General features: G+C 65.6%; 20 protein-coding genes. 10 read left to right on the top strand and 10 right to left on the bottom strand.

Annotated features, from left to right (window positions below; all coding sequences use genetic code 11):
• The 4 genes from CH289_RS02510 to CH289_RS02495 form a co-directional block, all read right to left on the bottom strand.
• Positions 1-1,166, bottom strand: a 1,166-nt coding sequence (locus CH289_RS02510; protein ID WP_179276707.1) for a sensor histidine kinase, incomplete at its 3' end; no start/stop codon positions are given.
• A gap of 33 nt (positions 1,167-1,199) precedes the next feature.
• Positions 1,200-1,973, bottom strand: coding sequence for an ABC transporter permease (locus CH289_RS02505; RefSeq protein WP_020111515.1), 774 nt, complete (start codon positions 1,971-1,973; stop codon positions 1,200-1,202).
• The gene (locus tag CH289_RS02500; protein ID WP_033190694.1) at positions 1,970-2,890 is read right to left on the bottom strand and encodes an ABC transporter ATP-binding protein; all 921 of its coding nucleotides are present in this window, start codon (positions 2,888-2,890) and stop codon (positions 1,970-1,972) included. The genes CH289_RS02505 and CH289_RS02500 overlap by 4 nt, the downstream gene beginning before the upstream one ends.
• The gene (locus tag CH289_RS02495; protein ID WP_019664355.1) at positions 2,887-3,111 is read right to left on the bottom strand and encodes a hypothetical protein; all 225 of its coding nucleotides are present in this window, start codon (positions 3,109-3,111) and stop codon (positions 2,887-2,889) included. Before CH289_RS02495 ends, CH289_RS02500 begins: the two co-directional genes overlap by 4 nt.
• A gap of 171 nt (positions 3,112-3,282) precedes the next feature.
• On the opposite strand from CH289_RS02495, the gene CH289_RS02490 reads away from it, so the two are divergent.
• Genes CH289_RS02490 through CH289_RS02480 form a run of 3 tightly spaced genes read left to right on the top strand, consistent with a single transcriptional unit; the run spans position 3,283 to position 5,502 of the window.
• Positions 3,283-3,807, top strand: a complete 525-nt coding sequence (locus CH289_RS02490) for a hypothetical protein (protein ID WP_230621134.1) — start codon at positions 3,283-3,285, stop codon at positions 3,805-3,807.
• A 16-nt stretch (positions 3,808-3,823) separates the two neighbouring features.
• Positions 3,824-4,864 (top strand): sensor histidine kinase, encoded by a 1,041-nt coding sequence (locus tag CH289_RS02485; protein ID WP_020111512.1) that lies wholly within the window; start codon positions 3,824-3,826, stop codon positions 4,862-4,864.
• A complete protein-coding gene (locus tag CH289_RS02480; RefSeq protein ID WP_019664358.1) occupies positions 4,861-5,502 on the top strand; it encodes a response regulator transcription factor in 642 nt (213 codons plus the stop codon). The genes CH289_RS02485 and CH289_RS02480 overlap by 4 nt, the downstream gene beginning before the upstream one ends.
• A 4-nt stretch (positions 5,503-5,506) precedes the next feature.
• Here CH289_RS02480 and CH289_RS02475 read toward each other — a convergent pair whose 3' ends face one another.
• The gene (locus CH289_RS02475; RefSeq protein ID WP_020111511.1) at positions 5,507-6,706 is read right to left on the bottom strand and encodes a GNAT family N-acetyltransferase; all 1,200 of its coding nucleotides are present in this window, start codon (positions 6,704-6,706) and stop codon (positions 5,507-5,509) included.
• 57 nt (positions 6,707-6,763) lie between these two features.
• Here CH289_RS02475 and CH289_RS02470 point away from each other — a divergent pair, with 57 nt between their 5' ends.
• Both CH289_RS02470 and CH289_RS02465 read left to right on the top strand, forming a co-directional pair.
• On the top strand, positions 6,764-7,573 hold the full coding sequence (locus CH289_RS02470; protein ID WP_019664360.1) for a TrmH family RNA methyltransferase: 810 nt from the start codon (positions 6,764-6,766) through the stop codon (positions 7,571-7,573).
• Positions 7,570-7,860, top strand: coding sequence for a DUF2537 domain-containing protein (locus CH289_RS02465; RefSeq protein ID WP_020111509.1), 291 nt, complete (start codon positions 7,570-7,572; stop codon positions 7,858-7,860). Before CH289_RS02470 ends, CH289_RS02465 begins: the two co-directional genes overlap by 4 nt.
• Here CH289_RS02465 and CH289_RS02460 read toward each other — a convergent pair.
• From CH289_RS02460 to CH289_RS02440, 5 genes are all read right to left on the bottom strand, one after another.
• Positions 7,817-8,551 carry a DUF6928 family protein gene (locus tag CH289_RS02460; protein WP_033190697.1) on the bottom strand — a complete coding sequence of 245 codons (735 nt, stop codon included), beginning with the start codon at positions 8,549-8,551 and terminating at the stop codon, positions 7,817-7,819. The two genes, CH289_RS02465 and CH289_RS02460, sit on opposite strands and share 44 nt — an antisense overlap.
• Before the next feature lie 34 nt (positions 8,552-8,585).
• A complete protein-coding gene (sepH, locus tag CH289_RS02455) occupies positions 8,586-9,428 on the bottom strand; it encodes a septation protein SepH (protein ID WP_019664363.1) in 843 nt (280 codons plus the stop codon).
• A 100-nt stretch (positions 9,429-9,528) separates the two neighbouring features.
• Positions 9,529-10,197, bottom strand: coding sequence for a rhomboid-like protein (locus tag CH289_RS02450; RefSeq protein WP_033190698.1), 669 nt, complete (start codon positions 10,195-10,197; stop codon positions 9,529-9,531).
• Between the two features lie 93 nt (positions 10,198-10,290).
• A complete protein-coding gene (serC, locus tag CH289_RS02445; protein ID WP_094727159.1) occupies positions 10,291-11,412 on the bottom strand; it encodes a phosphoserine transaminase in 1,122 nt (373 codons plus the stop codon).
• Positions 11,413-11,688: 276 nt separating this feature from the next.
• Complete coding sequence (locus CH289_RS02440; protein WP_019664367.1) at positions 11,689-12,807, bottom strand: citrate synthase 2; 1,119 nt, start codon at positions 12,805-12,807, stop codon at positions 11,689-11,691.
• A gap of 139 nt (positions 12,808-12,946) precedes the next feature.
• Here CH289_RS02440 and pdxH point away from each other — a divergent pair, with 139 nt between their 5' ends.
• The 5 genes from pdxH to CH289_RS02415 all read left to right on the top strand — a co-directional run bounded on the left by pdxH (position 12,947) and on the right by CH289_RS02415 (position 18,101).
• The gene (pdxH, locus tag CH289_RS02435) at positions 12,947-13,564 is read left to right on the top strand and encodes a pyridoxamine 5'-phosphate oxidase (RefSeq protein ID WP_020111506.1); all 618 of its coding nucleotides are present in this window, start codon (positions 12,947-12,949) and stop codon (positions 13,562-13,564) included.
• Positions 13,561-14,850: an MFS transporter gene (locus CH289_RS02430; protein ID WP_033190700.1), complete on the top strand. Its 1,290-nt coding sequence runs from the start codon at positions 13,561-13,563 to the stop codon at positions 14,848-14,850. The genes pdxH and CH289_RS02430 overlap by 4 nt, the downstream gene beginning before the upstream one ends.
• 19 nt (positions 14,851-14,869) lie before the next feature.
• Positions 14,870-15,796 carry an aldose 1-epimerase family protein gene (locus tag CH289_RS02425; RefSeq protein ID WP_033190701.1) on the top strand — a complete coding sequence of 309 codons (927 nt, stop codon included), beginning with the start codon at positions 14,870-14,872 and terminating at the stop codon, positions 15,794-15,796.
• Positions 15,793-16,731, top strand: coding sequence for a carbohydrate kinase family protein (locus tag CH289_RS02420; protein WP_020111503.1), 939 nt, complete (start codon positions 15,793-15,795; stop codon positions 16,729-16,731). Before CH289_RS02425 ends, CH289_RS02420 begins: the two co-directional genes overlap by 4 nt.
• Before the next feature lie 71 nt (positions 16,732-16,802).
• The gene (locus tag CH289_RS02415) at positions 16,803-18,101 is read left to right on the top strand and encodes a citrate synthase (protein WP_026347662.1); all 1,299 of its coding nucleotides are present in this window, start codon (positions 16,803-16,805) and stop codon (positions 18,099-18,101) included.
• Positions 18,102-18,159 lie beyond the last annotated feature (58 nt).

The following is an 18,159-nucleotide window of genomic DNA, read 5'->3' as shown; positions in this document are numbered from 1 at the left end:
GGAGTGGGGTGGGCGGAGGTGGAGGCGCTTGTCGATGCCGATGCCGATGCCGATGTCGATGTCGAGGCGAAGGTCGCGGTCAGGGTGAAGTCGTCCTCGGTGAGGGTGGTGTCGACGGTTCCGCCGACGGCGGCGAGTCGTTCCCGGAGTCCTGCGAGTCCGGTGCCGTCGGTTGTCCGTTGCCGGTGGGGGACGTTGTTGGTGATGCGGACGGAGTTCTCGGTGACGTCGAAGCTGCTGTGGGTGGCGTCGGAGTGGCGGAGGATGTTGGTGGCACCTTCGCGCACGATCCAGGCGGCAGCTTCGCTGAAGCGGGGTGAGACGTCGTCGGGGCTGCCGGTGACGGTCGTCTCGATGCCTGCGGCCCGCAGGAGCGAGCATGCTCCGTTCAGTTCGGCGGCGAGGTCGATCGAGCGGTATCCGCGGACGAGTTGTCTGGCCTCGGTCATGGAGTGCTGAGCCAGGTCTCGGACTTCCTCCATCTGCTCGGCGGCGCGCTCGTCGCCGCGTCGGGACAGTGTGGCGGCGAGTTCGCTCTTGACCGCGATGGCGGACAGAGCGCGGCCGACGACGTCGTGCAGGTCGCGGGAGAATCGAAGTCGCTCCTCGGCGACGGACAGCAGGGCTGCCGCCTCCCGGGACGCGTCGAGTTCGGTGACGACGGCCAGTAGCCACATCGACAGCTTGACCGTGGCTGCCATACCCACCACGACTACGAATGCGATGACGCCGGCGAGGGGGCCGTAAGGGGAGACGCCGGTTGCGACGCCGACGGCCACCCCGATGGCCGCCGACCACCGGAGCGGGATGAGGGCCGTCACCGGGATGGCCACGATGAGCAGTGCCCACATCTTGAACGTGGCCGTTCCGGCGATCCCCGCCACCACTGCAGCGACCGCCGTGACGGCGAGGGGCCACCGAATCTCGCCGGTGCGCATTCCGCCGATGATCGGCATCCGGTGCACCGTGATCACGGTCGCGCCCGCGGTGACGGCGAGAGCGACTCCGGACACCCACAGTCGTTCGGTCACCGATTCTGCGAGCGCGACCACTCCGAGAAGGACGATGATGCTCACGAACGACTGGCGGGTGTAGAGCCGCACCTTGTCGACATCGGTGGTGTCCCGCCATGTCGTTCGCGGATCGAGGTAGCGCCGCAGGTTCATGTCCTCCACCTTTCCAGAGCGTGACCGAGGACTCTAGGCACGCGGTTCCCAGCGGAAGTGTGTCTTGGCGATCACGATCGACCCGACGATCCACGCGGCGATGACCAGAATCGGCTTCAGGGCGGGGGAGAAGGTGTCGGCGAAGGCGAGTGCGGCCGAATCCGGATCGGTGGTTCCGAGCCACCCCAGGTTGACGACGTCGAGGACGGCCGCCATCGGAGTCAGGTCGATGACCGTGTCCACCGACTCGGGAACGATTCCCCGCAGGAACGACGTTCCGGCCATGGCGACGAGGATGATCGGCAGGCTGGTGATCTGTGCTGCCTCGGCGTTGCGGGTGAACGTCGACGTGATCAGGGCCAGCGCGGCGAACAGTGCTGCGCCGCCGCCGAATCCGATCACGAGGAGTATCGGGTTGACGGGGAGTCCGCCTCCCAGGACTGCGATGACGGCGACGATGACGATGGTCAGGAGAATCGTCAGGGCGAACGACGGTACGGCCGGGCCGAGCAGGATCTGATTATCCGTGGCTTCACCGGTGCGAAGTCGCTTGAGTACCAGCTCGTCCCGTCTCGTGGCGTACGCCGAGAGCAAGTTGTAGTACACCAGGAACACGAGCAGGAACAGGGAGAAGACTTCGAGGGCGGAGGACACGATCGTGTCGGTCAACCCCGCGTCGCTGTTCCGCCCGATGATCAGGACCACCACGGGGAACAGCAGCGGCATGATCATGGCGTTGAACAGCAGTACTCGGTTGCGAACGAGGAGAGTGAACTCCGAGCGCGAGAGAGTGGCCAGGGTACTCATGCTGCAACTTCCTTACGATCGTCGAATTCGTCTGCGATGGAGAGGAACACGGTTTCCAGCGACGCGGCGCGGGCGTCGAGTCCTTCGAGGCGTACTCCGGACTGTCGTGCCCACAGCAACAGGTCGGTCAACGTGTCCTGCACGGTCTGGGTGGAGATGACGAGGCGACTGCCTTCGACGTCGAGCGTCGCACCGGGTAGCTCGGGGAGCGTCACGGGTGGCAGTTCAAGGTGGATCTTCGCGGGATGCCCGGAGATGACGTCGGCGACGGTTCCACTACGGACGACGCGGCCCTTGTGCATGATCGCGAGCCTGTCGCACAACTGCTCGGCTTCGTCCAGGTAGTGGGTGGTCAGCATGATCGTCACACCGGACTGCTTGAGTTCCTCGATCAAAGTCCATGTGTTGCGGCGACTCTCGGGATCGAGACCCGTCGTCGGTTCGTCGAGGAACAGCACCCGCGGCTGCCCGACGATCGCGCACGCCAGGTCCAATCGCCGCTGCTCGCCGCCGGAGAGGAACTTGACCCTGGTGTCCGCGCGGTCCGCCAGATCCACTCGGGCGAGGACGTCGCGTGCCGGCAGCGGGCTGCTGCACGTGCCCGCCCACATCTCCAGGCTCTCGAGTGCGGTCAGGTCGGATGGAAGTCCGCCCTTCTGAAGCATGATCCCCAGATTCGGGCGCACGTCGCGGCGGTCGCGGACCGGATCCATGTCCATGATGGACACCGTCCCTTCGCTCGGACGCGAAAGTCCTTGGATCACTTCGAGAGTGGACGTCTTACCGGCGCCGTTGGTGCCGAGGAGTCCGAACAGTTCGCCCTCCCGCACCGAGAGATTCAGGTCGCTGACCGCCTCGAACGCCGTCTTGCCGGTGCCGTAACGACGGGTCATGCCGTCGACGTCGATGATGCTCATCGCTTGCCCCACTCACGAAGACCGAACGCGAAGCGTGCCGCGAGGAACACGACCGCGACCGCGGCGACGATCCACACGAGCGTGCTGGTGCCCACGAGGGCGATGACGGCGGCCAGGAGGGCAAGGGAGATGACGATGACGACGACCTCTCGCGCCATCGTCGGCGCGGGGCCGAACTCCATCAGGTCGGTGAAGAGGTTTCCTTCGTCTGGTTGTTTCATGAGAACAACTTTCGTCCGATCCGGCCGCGACCAGTAGTGCTGTGCGTCATCGGCTGGCGTGACGATGTCACGGCCGAGCCATGACAAATGTCAGGGGGCGGAGACGAGCTCCACCTGATCTCCACCCGTGGGTCGATACGAATGCACTCGATCGTTCCTAGCGTTGTGGACATGAACATCACCTGGATCGTCCTCATCGCAGCCCTGGTTCTCTACCTACTGTTCCGCCGCATGACGGGTCAGATGATCGAAGTTCGCCGGACATTGGTGCTCCCCGGGGTCATCGCGGTCATCGGCCTCGCGAGTATCGGCTCCGTCGGCATCACCCCGATGGCCGTTGCCTTCGTGGCGTTCGGCGTCGCCGTCGCCGCGGCTATGGGAGTGCTTCGCGGGTTCACCATCAAGATAGAACCCCGCGACGGCTTCGCCTTCATGCGCTACACGGTCGCGTCGGTGGCCCTGCTGATCGCGTCGGTTGCCGTACGTCTGGTCGCGGCACCGATCGAAGCCTCCATCGACGCGTCGGCGGCAACCGTCGCAGGACACGCGCTGATGCTGTCGCTGGGCGTCGGCTTCCTGGCCGAGGGGCTTGTGGTCCTCTACCGCGCCACGCGTACCGGGCACGCCATTGCATGGCAGGCACGCAAGACCGGTGACCACGCGGTGTGGCGGCACGGAGCCGCCCGCGCGGCGTGAGTGACAGACTGAATCCGTGCTGACCCCGTACTTCGCGGCGGTGATCGTCGTCGCCTCGTTCCTCACCCTCCGCCCACTCGGGGTGGAGGGTGAGGGCCTTCTCGTGCTGTGCTTGCTCGTCGTCAACAGCGTCGTCATGTCGGTGCGGACGGCGCCGGAGAAATGGGTGCCGGCACGGGTGGGCAACGGCTTGATCGGTGTCGGAATCGTCGCCTCCGCGGCCCTGCTTCCGTTCGCGACCGATTCCATCGCCTCGGTGTTCCCGTTCTTCGTCGCGGGCAGTATCGGGTACCGCTTCCGTCCGTCGGTGTCGTTACCGCTCGCGGCATCGGTGAGCGTCGCGTGTGCGGTGTCGCTCGCGATCGCCGACGCCTGCGGCATCGACACCTGGCCGCCCATTGCCGGATTGGTCGTCGGCATGCCGGCGCTTCTCGGTTATTCGCGACGTAACCGGGTGGCGGCACTGGAGGCACAGATTCGTGAACGAGCGCTCGCCGAACGGGCCCGGATCGCGCGCGACATCCACGATGTTCTCGCGCATTCGTTGTCCGGGGTGACCATGCAGCTCGAGGTCGCCGACGCGTTGCTCGACGGCAATCGGATCGAGTCCGCTCGCGAATCGATCAGACGGGCGCAGTCGCTGTCGCGAGAAGGCCTCGTGGAGGCACGTCGCGCGGTACAGGCACTGCGCGACGACGCCCTGCCGCTGGTGCCGACGCTGCGTGATCTCGTCGGCGATCAGGCGAGGTTCGAGGTGCACGGATCACCGCGAGAACCGTCGGTCGAGGGCTCGCAGTTCCTGATTCGTTCCGTTCAGGAAGCGATGACCAACGCGCATCGGCACGCACCTCACGCACCCGTCGATGTCGCACTGACGTTCCACCCGAAGAGCATCGAACTGACCGTCGACAATCAGGCGTCCGAGTCGCCGAGCGCGGTCGTCGGCAGCGGGATGGGTCTGGTCGGAATGCGTGAACGAGCTGCCCTCGTCGGTGGTACGGCGACGGCAGGGCCGACCGATCAGGGGTGGCGCGTACACGTCACACTCGACGCATGAGCGTGCGCGTGGTGATCGCCGACGACCAGACGTCGGTGCGAGAAGCCCTGGCGACGATGCTCGATCTCGTCGAGGACATTTCCGTCGTCGCGACAGCGTCCGACGGCGAGGGGGCGATCGCGGAGGTGGACCGCGTCGATCCCGACGTCGTCCTGATGGACCTTCGCATGCCGGGGATCGGTGGGGTGGAGGCGACCGCGCAGCTGCATCGACGACACCCGGACCTGCCCGTCGTGGTGCTGACGACCTTCGCGGACGACGACTCCATCCTCGGCGCGCTCGGCGCAGGGGCCGTCGGATATCTGACCAAGGATGCCGGACGACACGAAATCGCTGCGGCGCTCCGCGCTGCGGTGGCAGGTCAGTCGGTTCTCGACCGTGCGGTGCAGGCGCGCCTGTTGGCCGTCGCCCGACCTGCGGCGCCGACGGCTCCTCCGGTGGAGCTGACCCCGCGCGAAACCGAAGTGCTCCGTCACATCGCGGAAGGGCTCACCAACCGCGAGATCGCGTCGGCGTTGTTCGTCAGCGAAGCGACCGTCAAGACACACATCAACAACCTGTTCGCCAAGGCCGGGCTGCGGGACCGGGCGCAGGCCGTGCACTACGCCTTCACCAACGGCGTGGTCGGCCGGCCGTAGATTTCTAGAAGGCCCAGCCCATGACCGAGGCGCGGTCGGTGGAGAAGGCGAGGTCCACGGTGTGCAGCGCTTCCGGGTCACGTGCCCACAGCCTCGACGCCGCCGCGAACCTGGTGGCGCTGTGAGTGCCGAAATACATCGCCGAGAGCACGTCGAGCTTCATCGTCGCGTCCGGTGCTGCTTCGGTACGCGTCACCGACGCACGTCCCTCGGAGATGGTCACGTCGAAGGTGCCGCCCGCGTTCAGGAACGGATCTTCGATCTCGAGGACGAACTGCGCGTCGACTCCGTAGGTGCGGGCCTCCAACGCTGCCTCGACGTCCATGATCCGGCACCACAGTGCGTCGTGGTGGGCGGTGATCTTCGGTAGACGATTGCTGGTGAGCAGGAACGGCAACGCTTCGTCGGGAGCCTGGTTCACTTCGATGGTGTCGACGAGGTCGACCCCGGCGAGTACCTGCCACAGCTCCGCGTACGCCCGGTCCGTGACGGCGATGAATTCCTGGACGACGATCTTGGACTCGGTGGGGCTGCGCCGGTAGGCGACGTAACCGTCGGCGTGCGCGATGAAGAACAGTTCGGTGAGTCCGTGCCTCCGGTTCTCGCGGTCCGCGAAGAAGCGCTCCCAGCGAATGGGCGGTTTGGGCTGGGCCCCGGCCGTCCTACGCTGCCACCGGTGATAGATGTCCGGGAGAAGGGTCGATGCCTCGGCCGACTCGATCAGGCGAACCCCGGTGACGGGAGGGACGTCCTTGTGGAACTGCGCGAACCGGCGATCGAGCACCACAGAATGTTCCTCGGTGGCAGGTCCGTAACCGAACCGGCCGTAGATGGTGGCTTCGCTCGCGGTGAGAAGCGACAGCGGCGCACCAGCCTTCTCGAGTTTCTCGTGTTGCCGGGTGAACATGCGTCGCAGGATTCCGCGCCTGCGGTGCGTCGGCGCGACCGATACCCACGACACACCCGACGCCTCCACCTGCGTGCCGCCGGGGACCGTCACCGACATCGGGAAGTGCATCGCGACTCCGACGGGCGCATCCCCGTCCCACGCCATGACGACGTGTTCGGAGCTGGTCAGTATCTGTGTCTCCGCCAGGTCCTCGGAATTCTGGTGCTCTCCGAACGCGTGCGCGTCGAGCAGCGCGACGGCATCCCAGTCGTCGTCGGTGGCGGTACGGATCGTGATCGTGTCGTCGGTAGTCATCGCTCCTCAGCTTGGCATAGACGGGGACGCTTTTCATACGGGTGGGAAGATGGACACGTGGTACACGTAATCGACATCGAAAACTCCGCGGACCCGCGGCTCGACGACTTTCGCGATCTCAACTCGTCCGACCGTCGACCCGATCTGCCCGACGGCAAAGGCCTGGTGATCGCGGAAGGTGTGCTCGTGGCCGAGCGTCTGCTCACCTCGAGGTTCGCGCCCATCAGCCTTCTCGGTGTCGACCGCCGCCTGAAAGAGCTGGGCGACCGACTCGACGGCGTCGACGTGCCGTTCTATCGGGCGACCGCGGACGTGATGGCCGAGGCCGTCGGTTTCCACCTGAACCGTGGCGTTCTCGCCGCCGCGCACCGCCCGCCGGAACTGGAGCTCGCGGACGTACTCGACGGCGCCAGAACTGTCGTCGTGTTGGAGGGCGTCAACGATCACGAGAACCTGGGGTCGATGTTTCGCAACGCGGCCGGACTCGGTGCCGATGCCGTGCTGTTCGGTGCCGCGTGTGCGGACCCGCTCTACCGTCGCGCGGTGCGAGTGTCGATGGGGCACGTTCTTCGAGTGCCGTTCGCCCGCGTACCGGAGTGGCCCCGCGGTCTGAAGATACTCCGGGACCGAGGTTTTCAGACCATCTCGCTGACGCCCAACCCGTCGGCGATTCCTCTGGCGGAGGCGATGACCGGGGAGAAGGTGGCCCTGCTGTTGGGCGCCGAAGGGCCGGGACTGACCGAACACGCGATGCGCGCCACCGACGTCAGGGCCCGGATCCCGATGGCGCCCGGTACCGATTCGCTCAACGTCGCCACGGCTGCCGCGATGGCGTTCTACGAACGTGTTCGGCTGCAGCCGTCGTGACCGACAGGGCCGTGGCACGCGACCGTGACGTGTTGTTCACCGGCATCCCGGTGGCAGTGTTCGTGGCCGTACTCGTCGGCGCTGCCCTGACGGCGTTCGGACGAGAACTCGCCCACATCAACGTGTTCCTCGCGATCGGGATCAACCTGATCGTCGTCGGCGGTGCGGCTCCGACCGTACTGCGGTGGCGGTCGACGCGGGTGTGGCGATGGCCGGTGTACGGCGTGTGCGTCGGCGGGGTGCTCAGCTTTGTGGCTCTGGGGATTTCCGTCGCAGCCAACGCATGAACTTGCGATCGGTCGGCGCGGACACCGGTGCGGGAGCTTCGGCGGCCGGTTCCTCGCCGGGTGTGTAGAGCGCAAAACCGGACGCGGGAACGGACATCGGATCGAACTCGTCGCCGCGCGGCGCTCCCGTGTAGCGGAACCCGAGCCATTCTGCGTTCGCTGCTTCCGCGAATTCCTGCGGATGGAACGGAAGCGATTGTGGGTCCGGTAGCACCCCGGGCGGATAGATCAACGGGCGTTCGCCTGCCCAGAACGGTCGCTCCCACACCAGCGGCAGGCCGAGGTCCTCGTAGATGTAGATCGGGGTCGCGCTGAACGAGCGGCGAAGGGTTCCGCGTTCCCAGTAGGCGAACGCACCCCATGCGTTCTCCGGGTCGGTTGCAACGAAGTACGTGTGCTCCGAGGCGAGAGGCCGTACCCAGGACTCCGGGATCAACGACGGTTTGGCGATCGAGAGGTTCGGCGAGCACACGACGGTGGTGCCCGGGTAACAACCGACGACGATCGCGTCGGGTCCGACTCCGGCGGACTGCGGCAAAGGGGTCGGTGCTGTCGGCAGCGCGGTGAGGTCGGGGATCAACCGGCCGACGAGGGCCGCGGCCGCAGCGTGATCGGACGCCGACGTCTCGCGTAACAAGGACGCCGGGTCAGGTGCGTCGGTGTACCAGATGGTCGATACTTTGACCCCCACTCCCGGCACCCTTCTCGACTGTCAGCGGTTCATGTCAGCTGTGCCCGCTGCTGCGGACACCCAGCAAAACATCTTCCCACGACGGCATGGCAGGTTTGCCCCTCTTGTCCTTTTTAGGTGCCGGAAGTGCATCATGTTTGGGCTCGTTCACAACGACGTCCGCCGGTTCGTCGTCGACGGCTTCGTCGAGTTCACTGTCCGCGGTGGTGCCGTAGTACTCGTCGAACGTCTGCTGCGACTCTTCCTGCGGGGCAACTTCGAGGGCTCGGACCGGCGCGAGACCGCGGAGCTGACGCCCGAAGTCCGGATCGACCAGCTCGGCCGCTGCGTCGTCCAGAGCGGTGATGGTGCCGCCGTGGCCGTCGGGCAGGAACTGCCAGTGCGCTTTGTTGGTGGTGCGACCGGCCTGCCATTTCAGCTGCGCGACCCACTTGTTGTCCTCGTCCCGCCACGCATCCCACGTGGCCTCGTCGAGGTGGTGGCCGCGTGCGCGGAAGGCCAGTGCGACGACCTCCGCGAGGGTCTGGACCGCGGGGCCGTCGTGACGGAGTGGGTGACCGGATTGTGCCATCGTCGCGGCCTGCGAGCGTTCGAGCAGAACGGGATGGGCGAAGACCTCGACACGGCTCAGTGCCATTCCGGAGTCGCTTGCCACCTGTTCGACGGTGGCACCCGCTCGAATTCGGGCCTGGATCTCCTTGGGGCGTAGCAAACTGTCCATTTCGATCTCAATCTGTCCTAGTCGAGCGATGTCGCCGCGAGAGGCCGCGCGGAGTTTGTCGTCGGCCGGAAGCCGGAATTTGTCGCCGGTTTTGGGATCTGCGCAGATCACGTACTGCCCATCGGGTTCGAGACCGACCACGCGTAGATCCCGCACCTTGACCTCCTCATCGCGCCGACTCGCGATATCGTCCTCGTCGACAGTAATCCACTCGTGACGTCGAGCGTGTCTGCGACACGCACCCGCCGCGTTCTTGTCAAAGACTAGTCATTGCGCTAGTCGGGTGCACGGATTCCGTTGCCGCGTCGGCAATGTACTTGTCGCGGAAAGCTTTTGCGTCGTGGTGCAGGAAGTATCCGCCCAACGTCAGTCCGATGCAGAGAGCCGTGGCGTGGCCGAATGCGGTGAACGACGGATCGGCGATCGCCGAGGCTCCGACCAGAGCCAGCCAGCCGCCCGCCCACAGCACGCGCCACGGTCCGCGTAGGTAGCGGATCAGCGATCCTGCAACGGCCGCGGCGGCATAGCTGACGCCGACGTCGACGGCTACGGCGAGTGAATCCTCCAGCCAGTCGGCGTGGATTCCGACGAAGAGTCCGGCGGCGACGAGCACCGTCGCGCCGACGTGACCGGCGGCGAAAGCCAGCAGGAAGCGCATCGACCCCGAGATCCACTCGGCGACCGCGAAGAGAAGGGCAACGGCGCCGAGCCACACCCAGTTCGGTTCACCGTCGGTCAGGAATGCGCTTGCGACGAGCGTGCCGACGTGACCGTCGCCGAGATTGTGCAGGTTGGTGCTGGCGCGAAGAAGTACGTGCCATTGTGCGTGGGGGCCGAGGTGTCCGACGAGTATCGCGGCAGTCGCGGCGAGGACCGAGTAGGCGATCGTGACTTTCAGTCGCAGAAGGATCGCCGGCCAACGCACAGGGCGCTCCCTTCGAGATAGTTGCAGATGCCAACTAGTTTAGCCCTCGAAGGGAACGCCCGTGCTGTGAGCTTGCTGCCAACCAGGTGCTGGTCAGCCGAGAGCCGACACGACCCAGTCGATGCTCTTCGTCAATGCGGTGACGTCGTCCGGCTCGATCGCCGGGAACATACCGACGCGCAACTGGTTGCGTCCGAGCTTGCGGTACGGCTCGGTGTCCACGACACCGTTGGCGCGCAGGACCTTCGCGACCTGGGCGGCGTCGACCTTCTCGTCGAAGTCGATGGTGCCGACGACCTGGCTGCGGTGCGCGGGATCCGTCACGAACGGGGTGGCGAACTCGCTCTTCTCGGCCCAGTCGTACAGACGCGAGCTCGAGTCCGCGGTGCGCTTGGTCGCCCAGTCCAGGCCGCCCTTGGCGTTCAACCACTCGATCTGGTTGGCGAACAGCAACAGCGTGGCCACCGCCGGGGTGTTGTACGTCTGGTCCTTGCTGCTGTTGTCGATCGCGATCGGCAGCGACAGGAAGTCGGGAACCCAGCGGCCCGACGCCTGGATCTCGCTGACGCGCTCGAGCGCTGCGGGGCTGAACAGGCCGACCCACAGGCCACCGTCGGCGGCGAAGTTCTTCTGCGGGGCGAAGTAGTAGACGTCGGAGTCGGCGACGTTCACCGGGAGGCCTCCCGCGCCACTCGTCGCGTCGATGGCGATGAGCGCGTTCTCGGAGCCGGCCGGGCGGCTGACCGGAATGGCCACACCCGTCGACGTCTCGTTGTGCGCCCAGCCGATCACGTCGACGGACGGATCAGACGTCGGCTCCGGAGCGCTACCGGGCTCTGCCTTCACGACGATCGGGTCGCCGATGAACGGGTTGTTCTTTGCGACCGAGGCGAACTTGGAGCTGAACTCACCGTTGGTCAGGTGCAGCGACTTCTCGCGGATCAGACCGAAAGCCGCGGCGTCCCAGAATGCGGTGGTTCCACCGTTACCGAGCACCACCTCGTACCCCTCGGGAAGGCTGAAGAGATCCTTCAGGCCACCACGCACCCGTGCAACGACGTCCTTGACGGGCTTCTGACGGTGGCTCGTACCGAACACGGACGCACCGACATCCACCAGAGACTGCAGCTGCTCGGGGCGAACCTTGGACGGTCCGCAGCCGAAACGTCCGTCGGCGGGCAGAAGATCAGCGGGAATGATCGGCAATTCGGCCATTGAGCAGCGCATCCTAAGCATCGAGGGAACTGGCACGTACAGGCTAGTCCAAGAGGGTCGATCACAGGTCGCCGGTCTCCACGCGCACGTGCCCTGGACGCGAGGGTTGCAACCTGCGCATGGGGCTGGAACCTGCGCGTTCACGGTCCGGTGGAGACCGAATGTGCCGTTCGGTCACCTGGGCGCGCCTGCGCGGGTTGCAGCGACTGCGCGTGTTGCAGTACGCGCTCCCACTGAAACCCGCGCGTCGACCGACCGCCGGACGCTGCGCCGGTGTCAGACGATCTGTCCCCAGCCGTCGACGGATTCGGGAGTGCGTGGTGCGGGGCCGGTGTAGATGGCGGCGGGGCGGACGAGTTTGCCGAGGCGTTTCTGTTCGAGGATGTGGGCGCACCATCCGGCGGTGCGGCCGCAGGTGAACATGGCGGGCATCATCTGCGCGGGTACTTCGGCGAAGTCGAGGATGACCGCGGCCCAGAATTCGACGTTGGTTTCGATGGGACGGTCGGGGCGGCGTTCGCGGAGTTCGGCCAGAGCTGCTTGTTCCAGTGCCGCGGCGACTTCGTAGCGCGGGGCGTTCAGGCGCTTGGCGGTTGCGCGCAGCACGCGGGCGCGAGGGTCTTCGGCGCGGTAGACGCGGTGCCCGAAGCCCATGAGCTTTTCCTTGCGGTCGAGGATGCCTTTGACGAGGGCGCGGGCGTCGTCGTTCTTCTCGACTTCCTCGATCATCGGGAGAACGCGGGCGGGTGCGCCGCCATGCAGTGGGCCGGACATGGCGCCGATGGCTCCGGAGAGTGCGGCGGCAACGTCGGCGCCGGTGGAGGCGATGACGCGGGCGGTGAAGGTGGAGGCGTTGAGGCCGTGTTCGGCGGCCGAGACCCAGTAGGCGTCGATGGCTTCGGTGTGCGCGGGGTCGGGGTCGCCTTTCCAGCGGGTCATGAAGCGTGCGGTGACGGTTTCGCACTGGTCTATCTTCTTCTGCGGCACGGCCGGCTGGTAGATGCCGCGTGCGGACTGTGCGACGTAGGACAGTGCCATGACCGAGGCGCGGGCGAGTTGGTCGCGGGCGGTGGCGTCGTCGATGTCGAGCAGGGGTTGATAGCCCCAGATGGGGGCGAGCATCGCCAGGCCTGCTTGGACGTCTACGCGGACGTCGCCGGTGTGGATGGGGAGCGGGAACGGCTCGGCCGGTGGGAGTCCTGGTCCGAAGCGGCCGTCGACGAGCAGTGCCCAGACGTTGCCGAAGGTGACGTGTTTGGCGACGAGGTCTTCGATGTCGACGCCGCGGTAGCGCAGCGCGCCGCCGTCCTTGTCCGGCTCGGCGATGTCGGTGGTGAACGCGACGACGCCTTCGAGACCACTGACGAAATCTTCGGGAACCTGTTGTACAGCCATGACCGTAGGACTCTCCTTGTAGCCTCGCGACTCGCGTTCGAGCTTGCCTGGTCAGAACTGTAGCGCTTCGTACCCGGGAGTAACGTGGCGGTTCGTGCACCGAGACAGGCAACCGAGCGACACCTCCCCTCTGGCCGATATGCGGGTCGACTACAAGCAGGACGCCGACGTGGATGCGGAGCGGCTGCTCGGCGGTTGGCTACCGGTGGCGCAGCAGTGGCTCGCCGACGCTGTCGAGGCGAAGATCGCCGAGCCCAACGCGATGGTTCTCGCGACCGTCGATGCCGACGGACGGCCGTCGACCAGGACGGTGTTGTGCAAGGGTCTGGACGCCGACGGTGTGGTGTTCTACACGAACTACGGATCCGACAAGGCGACCCACCTCGCTCACACCCCGTATGCGTCGGTGACGTTCCCGTGGATCGGTATCGAGCGTCAGCTCACCTTCCGAGGGTCCGTCCGAAAGGTGTCCGCGGAGGACACTGCGGCGTATTTCGCGTCGCGGCCTCGCGGGTCGCAGCTGGGGGCGTGGGCGTCGCAGCAGTCGCAGCCGATCGATTCCCGTGAGGCGCTCGAGGCTGCTCTGGCTGAGGTTGCTCGCAGGTTCGACGGTGTGGATGTGCCGGTTCCGCCCGGTTGGGGTGGGTTCCGGCTGAGCCCGGAGACCGTGGAGTTCTGGCAGGGCCGAACCAATCGGTTGCACAACAGAATTCGGTTGACGACGTCGACTCGGCTGGTGGAGCGCCTGCAGCCGTGAATGCTCTTCGCGGTGTCCTGGCCGACACCACTCCGCTGAAGACTCCTGCCTATCGGCGCTTGTGGCTCGCCAACATCATCACCGTCATCGGTGCGCAGTTGTCGATCGTCGCTGTGCCGCAACAGGTATTCCAGATCACGCTCAGCTCGGCGTACGTCGGGTTGACGGGCGTGTTCGCGTTGGTTCCGCTGATCGTGTTCGGGCTGTGGGGCGGTGCGCTCGCCGACGTGATGGATCGTCGAACGTTGTTGATGTGCACCACGTTCGGTCTGATCGGTACGTCCGCGCTGTTCTGGCTGCAGGCGTTCCTCGATCTGAACAACGTATGGGTGGTTCTGGTTCTGCTGGCCGTCCAACAGGCGTTCTTCGCGGTCAACCAACCGACGCGTAGTGCACTGTTGCCGCGCATCCTGCCACCCGGACAGCTCCCGGCCGCGAATTCGCTGAACATGACGGTGATGAATTTCGGCGCCATCGCAGGACCGTTGAGCGCCGGAATCCTGATCTACTACATCGGCTTGGAGACGCTGTATCTGATCGACACGGTGTTCCTGTTCGCGACGCTGTGGGCGGTGATCAAGCTCCCCGCGATCCCTCCGGCGTCGGCGGGTCAGCGTGCCGGTCTGCGTTCGGTGTTCGACGGTTTCGCCTACCTGGCGACGCAGAAGGTGCTGCTCGCGTCGTTCGTGGTCGACATCATCGCGATGGTGTTCGGTATGCCCCGTGCCCTTTTTCCGCAGATCGCGCACGAAAGTTTCGGTGATCCGGCGTCGGGTGGGCCGGTTCTCGGCATGCTGTTCGCGGCGATGTCGGCGGGCGCGGTGGTGGGCGGTGTGTTCTCGGGATGGCTTCCGCGTGTGAAACGGCAAGGCATGGCTGTGATCGTCGCGATCATGGTGTGGGGTGCGGCGATGATCGGGTTCGGTGTCGCGGTCGGCCTGGCGTCCGACGGTGCGACGGCGGTGGCGTTGTGGTTCGCGCTTGCGTTCCTCGCTCTGGGCGGCGGCGCCGACATGATCTCGGCTGCATTCCGGTCGACGATGTTGCAGACGGTCGCGACGGACGAGATGAGAGGTCGGCTGCAGGGAGTGTTCATCGTCGTGGTTGCCGGTGGCCCCAGGATCGGTGACGTCCTGCACGGCGCTGCGGCGGCGTCGGTGGGTACCGCGGCGGCGGCAGCGGGCGGCGGAGTGCTCGTCGTGATCGGTGTATCGCTTGCCGCGCTGGCTCTTCCGGCATTCATCCGGTACCGGGTCGGGAGCGTAGCCCGCGGAATGACCGAATAAGCCTGTCAGGTAGTGGACAATGGCAACCATGGCTGACGCATATTCGATCTCGAGCGGGAAGTACCGGGCGGAGATCGCCGCGGCAGGCGCCGGTCTGAGGCTGCTCGAGTTCGACGGATCGCCGCTGACCGAGACGTGGGAAGTGGGCACCACACCACCGCTCTCGGCGGGATTGGTGCTCGCTCCGTGGCCCAACCGTGTCGCCGACGGTGCATTCACTTTCGGTGGTAGCGACCACCAGTTGGAGATCACCGAACCGTCTCGCAACAATGCAAGCCACGGTTTCGTGCGCAGGGTCGACTGGACTCTCGTGGACAGATCGGAGTCTCGCGTCGAGCAGTCGGTGGACATCGGGCAGCACCCGGGTTGGCCGTACAGCGTGGAGGTGACGGTCGTGCACGAACTGTCGAACAGCGGGCTCGTCGTGACCGCGTCGGCGACCAACACCGGTGAGTCCGACGCTCCCTACGGCATGGGTTTTCACACGTTCGTGCGCGTCGGCGATGTTCCGCTCGACGACTGCACGTTGGAGTTCTCCGCCGGCACTCGGCTGCAACTCGACCCTGTTCGCAACCTGCCCAACGGTCCGTCGGTTCCGACCGCGGGTTCGGAGTTCGATTTCACGGCGCCGCGTCTCATGAAGGACGTCTGGCTGGACACTCCATTCAGCGCCGAAGTACCCGACGCCGACGGCAAGGCCTGGCACGTTCTCCGCGGGCCGGACGGCACGGGTACCGGACTGTGGACGGACCGCGAGTTCGATTGGGTGCAGGTGTTCACCGCCGACCCCGGACATGATCAGGCGTACCCGGACCGTGGGCGCGCGGTGGCCGTGGAACCGATGACGTGCCCGCCCGACGCGTTCAATTCCGGCGTCGACGTGATCGTGTTGACGCCGGGGCAAACCTGGACCGGCTCATGGGGAATGGAGTTTCTGACGCGATGACGATTCTGGTGTGCGGCGAGTCTCTCGTCGATCTGGTCCCGGTGCACGAAGGCCCGTTGCTCTCTCCGAAGCTCGGGGGTGGCCCGTTCAACGTCGCGGTGTCGCTCGGTCGTCTGGGCACGAACGTGTCGTTCCTGTCGAGGGTGTCCACGGACGCGTTCGGGGAGCAGATCCTCGGCAGCCTGCGTGATGCAGGCGTCGACACCACGTGGGTGCAGCGCGGCGCCGAGCCGACCACGTTGGCGATGACCACCCTGGCGGACGACGGTAGCGCTCAGTACTCGTTCTACGCAGACGGTACGGCCGATCGGCTCGTCGGTGACCCGGGCGAGTTGCCGGACGAGATCACGACTCTGTCCTTCGGCACGCTGTCGCTTCTGTACGAGCCGGGCGCGTCGATGTACGCAGCCCTGCTGCACCGTGCGCACGCGGCGGGGAAGCTGACGATGCTGGACCCCAACATCCGTCCGGCTGCCATCGACAGCACCAGTGGAGACATCACGGCCGACGGTTTTCGTACCCGATTCAAGTCGTGGTTGCCGTCGGTGGACATCTTGAAGGTCAGCGAGGACGACGCGCACTGGTTGGGACTCGGACCCGAGGGGACGACGGTCGACGACTGGCTCGCGGCAGGCGTCGCAGCCATCGTGATGACGCGCGGAGGCGACGGTATCTCGGTGTTCACTTCGGCGGGCGAATTCTCGGTTCCCGGGGTGCCCGTCGACGTCGTCGACACCATCGGTGCAGGTGACACCGTGCACGGAGCTTTACTCGCGTATTTGACAAACGAGACCATTGTCACAACGCGTGACCTGAATGACATGGGCGCGGGAGACTGGAAGGCAGCACTGAGGTTCGCCGCGCGAGCAGCCGCCATCACGGTTTCTCGCCCGGGTGCCGACCCTCCGTGGGCGTCCGAGGCGCCGAGAGACTAGTTTCTCTATCGACTGCAGTAAGTGTCCGATTTAAGTACGTGTCCGTTACATGAGTTCGAGAGGGACCATTCGTGCCCGCTGAGAATGACGCAAAAGCCACCCTCGTTTACCCCGGTGGCGAACACAGCATGTCCATTGCCAAGGCAACCGAAGGCAATGACGGCATCGAGCTGGGTAAGTTGCTGGCCGAGACCGGCTACACGACGCTCGACGGCGGATTCGTCAACACCGCGTCGACGAAGTCTGCGATCACCTACATCGACGGTGCTGCAGGGATCCTGCGCTACCGCGGTTACCCGATCGAACAGCTGGCCGGCAAGTCGAGCTTCATCGAGGTCAGTTACCTGCTGATCTACGGTGAGCTCCCCACGGAGGACCAGCTCGAGAAGTTCACCGACAAGATCCGCAGGCACACACTGCTGCACGAGGACCTCAAGCGATTCTTCGACGGTTTCCCGCGCAACGCTCACCCGATGCCGGTGCTGTCCAGTGCGGTCAACGCGTTGTCCGCGTACTACCAGGATTCGTTGGATCCGAACAACCCCGAGCAGGTCGAACTCTCGACCATCCGCTTGCTCGCGAAGCTGCCGACCATCGCGGCTTATGCGTACAAGAAGTCCGTCGGTCAGCCGTTCCTGTACCCGGACAACTCGAAGAGCCTGGTCGAGAACTTCCTGACCATGACGTTCGGATTCCCGGCGGAGCCCTACGAGGTGGACCCGGAGATCGTGAAGGCTCTGGACATGCTCCTGATTCTGCACGCGGACCACGAGCAGAACTGCTCGACGTCGACGGTTCGTCTGGTCGGATCCTCGGACGCGAACCTCTTCACGTCCATCTCGGGTGGCATCAATGCTCTGTGGGGACCGCTGCACGGCGGCGCCAACCAGGCCGTCCTCGAGATGCTGGACAAGATCAAGGCGGAGGGCGGCGACGCCACCGACTTCCTGCGTCGGGTGAAGAACAAGGAAGACGGCGTGAAGCTCATGGGCTTCGGGCACCGCGTCTACAAGAACTTCGATCCGCGCGCCACGCTGGTCAAGGAGACCGCGCACAACATCCTCGGCAAGCTGGGCAACGGTGACGAGCTCCTCGACATTGCGCTCAAGCTCGAGGAGACGGCGCTCACCGACGACTACTTCGTCGAGCGCAAGCTGTACCCGAACGTGGACTTCTACACCGGGCTGATCTACCGAGCGATGGGCTTCCCGCCGCACATGTTCACGGTGCTGTTCGCCATGGGACGTCTCCCGGGCTGGATCGCGCACTGGCGTGAGATGCACGAGGATCCGACCACGAAGATCGGTCGGCCGCGTCAGATCTACACCGGTTACACCGAGCGCGACTACAAGGACGTGTCCTCGCGCTAGTCGTCACCGAGCGAAGAGCCGCCTGAACCTGTCACGGGGTCCAGGCGGCTTTCGTCGT

Origin of the sequence: Rhodococcus sp. RS1C4, from assembly GCF_002258225.1 — a bacterium.
Taxonomy (GTDB): Bacteria; Actinomycetota; Actinomycetes; order Mycobacteriales; family Mycobacteriaceae; genus Rhodococcoides; species Rhodococcoides fascians_E.
The sequence above is the reverse complement of the archived record's forward strand: the minus strand, read 5'-3'. Positions and strand labels throughout refer to the sequence as shown.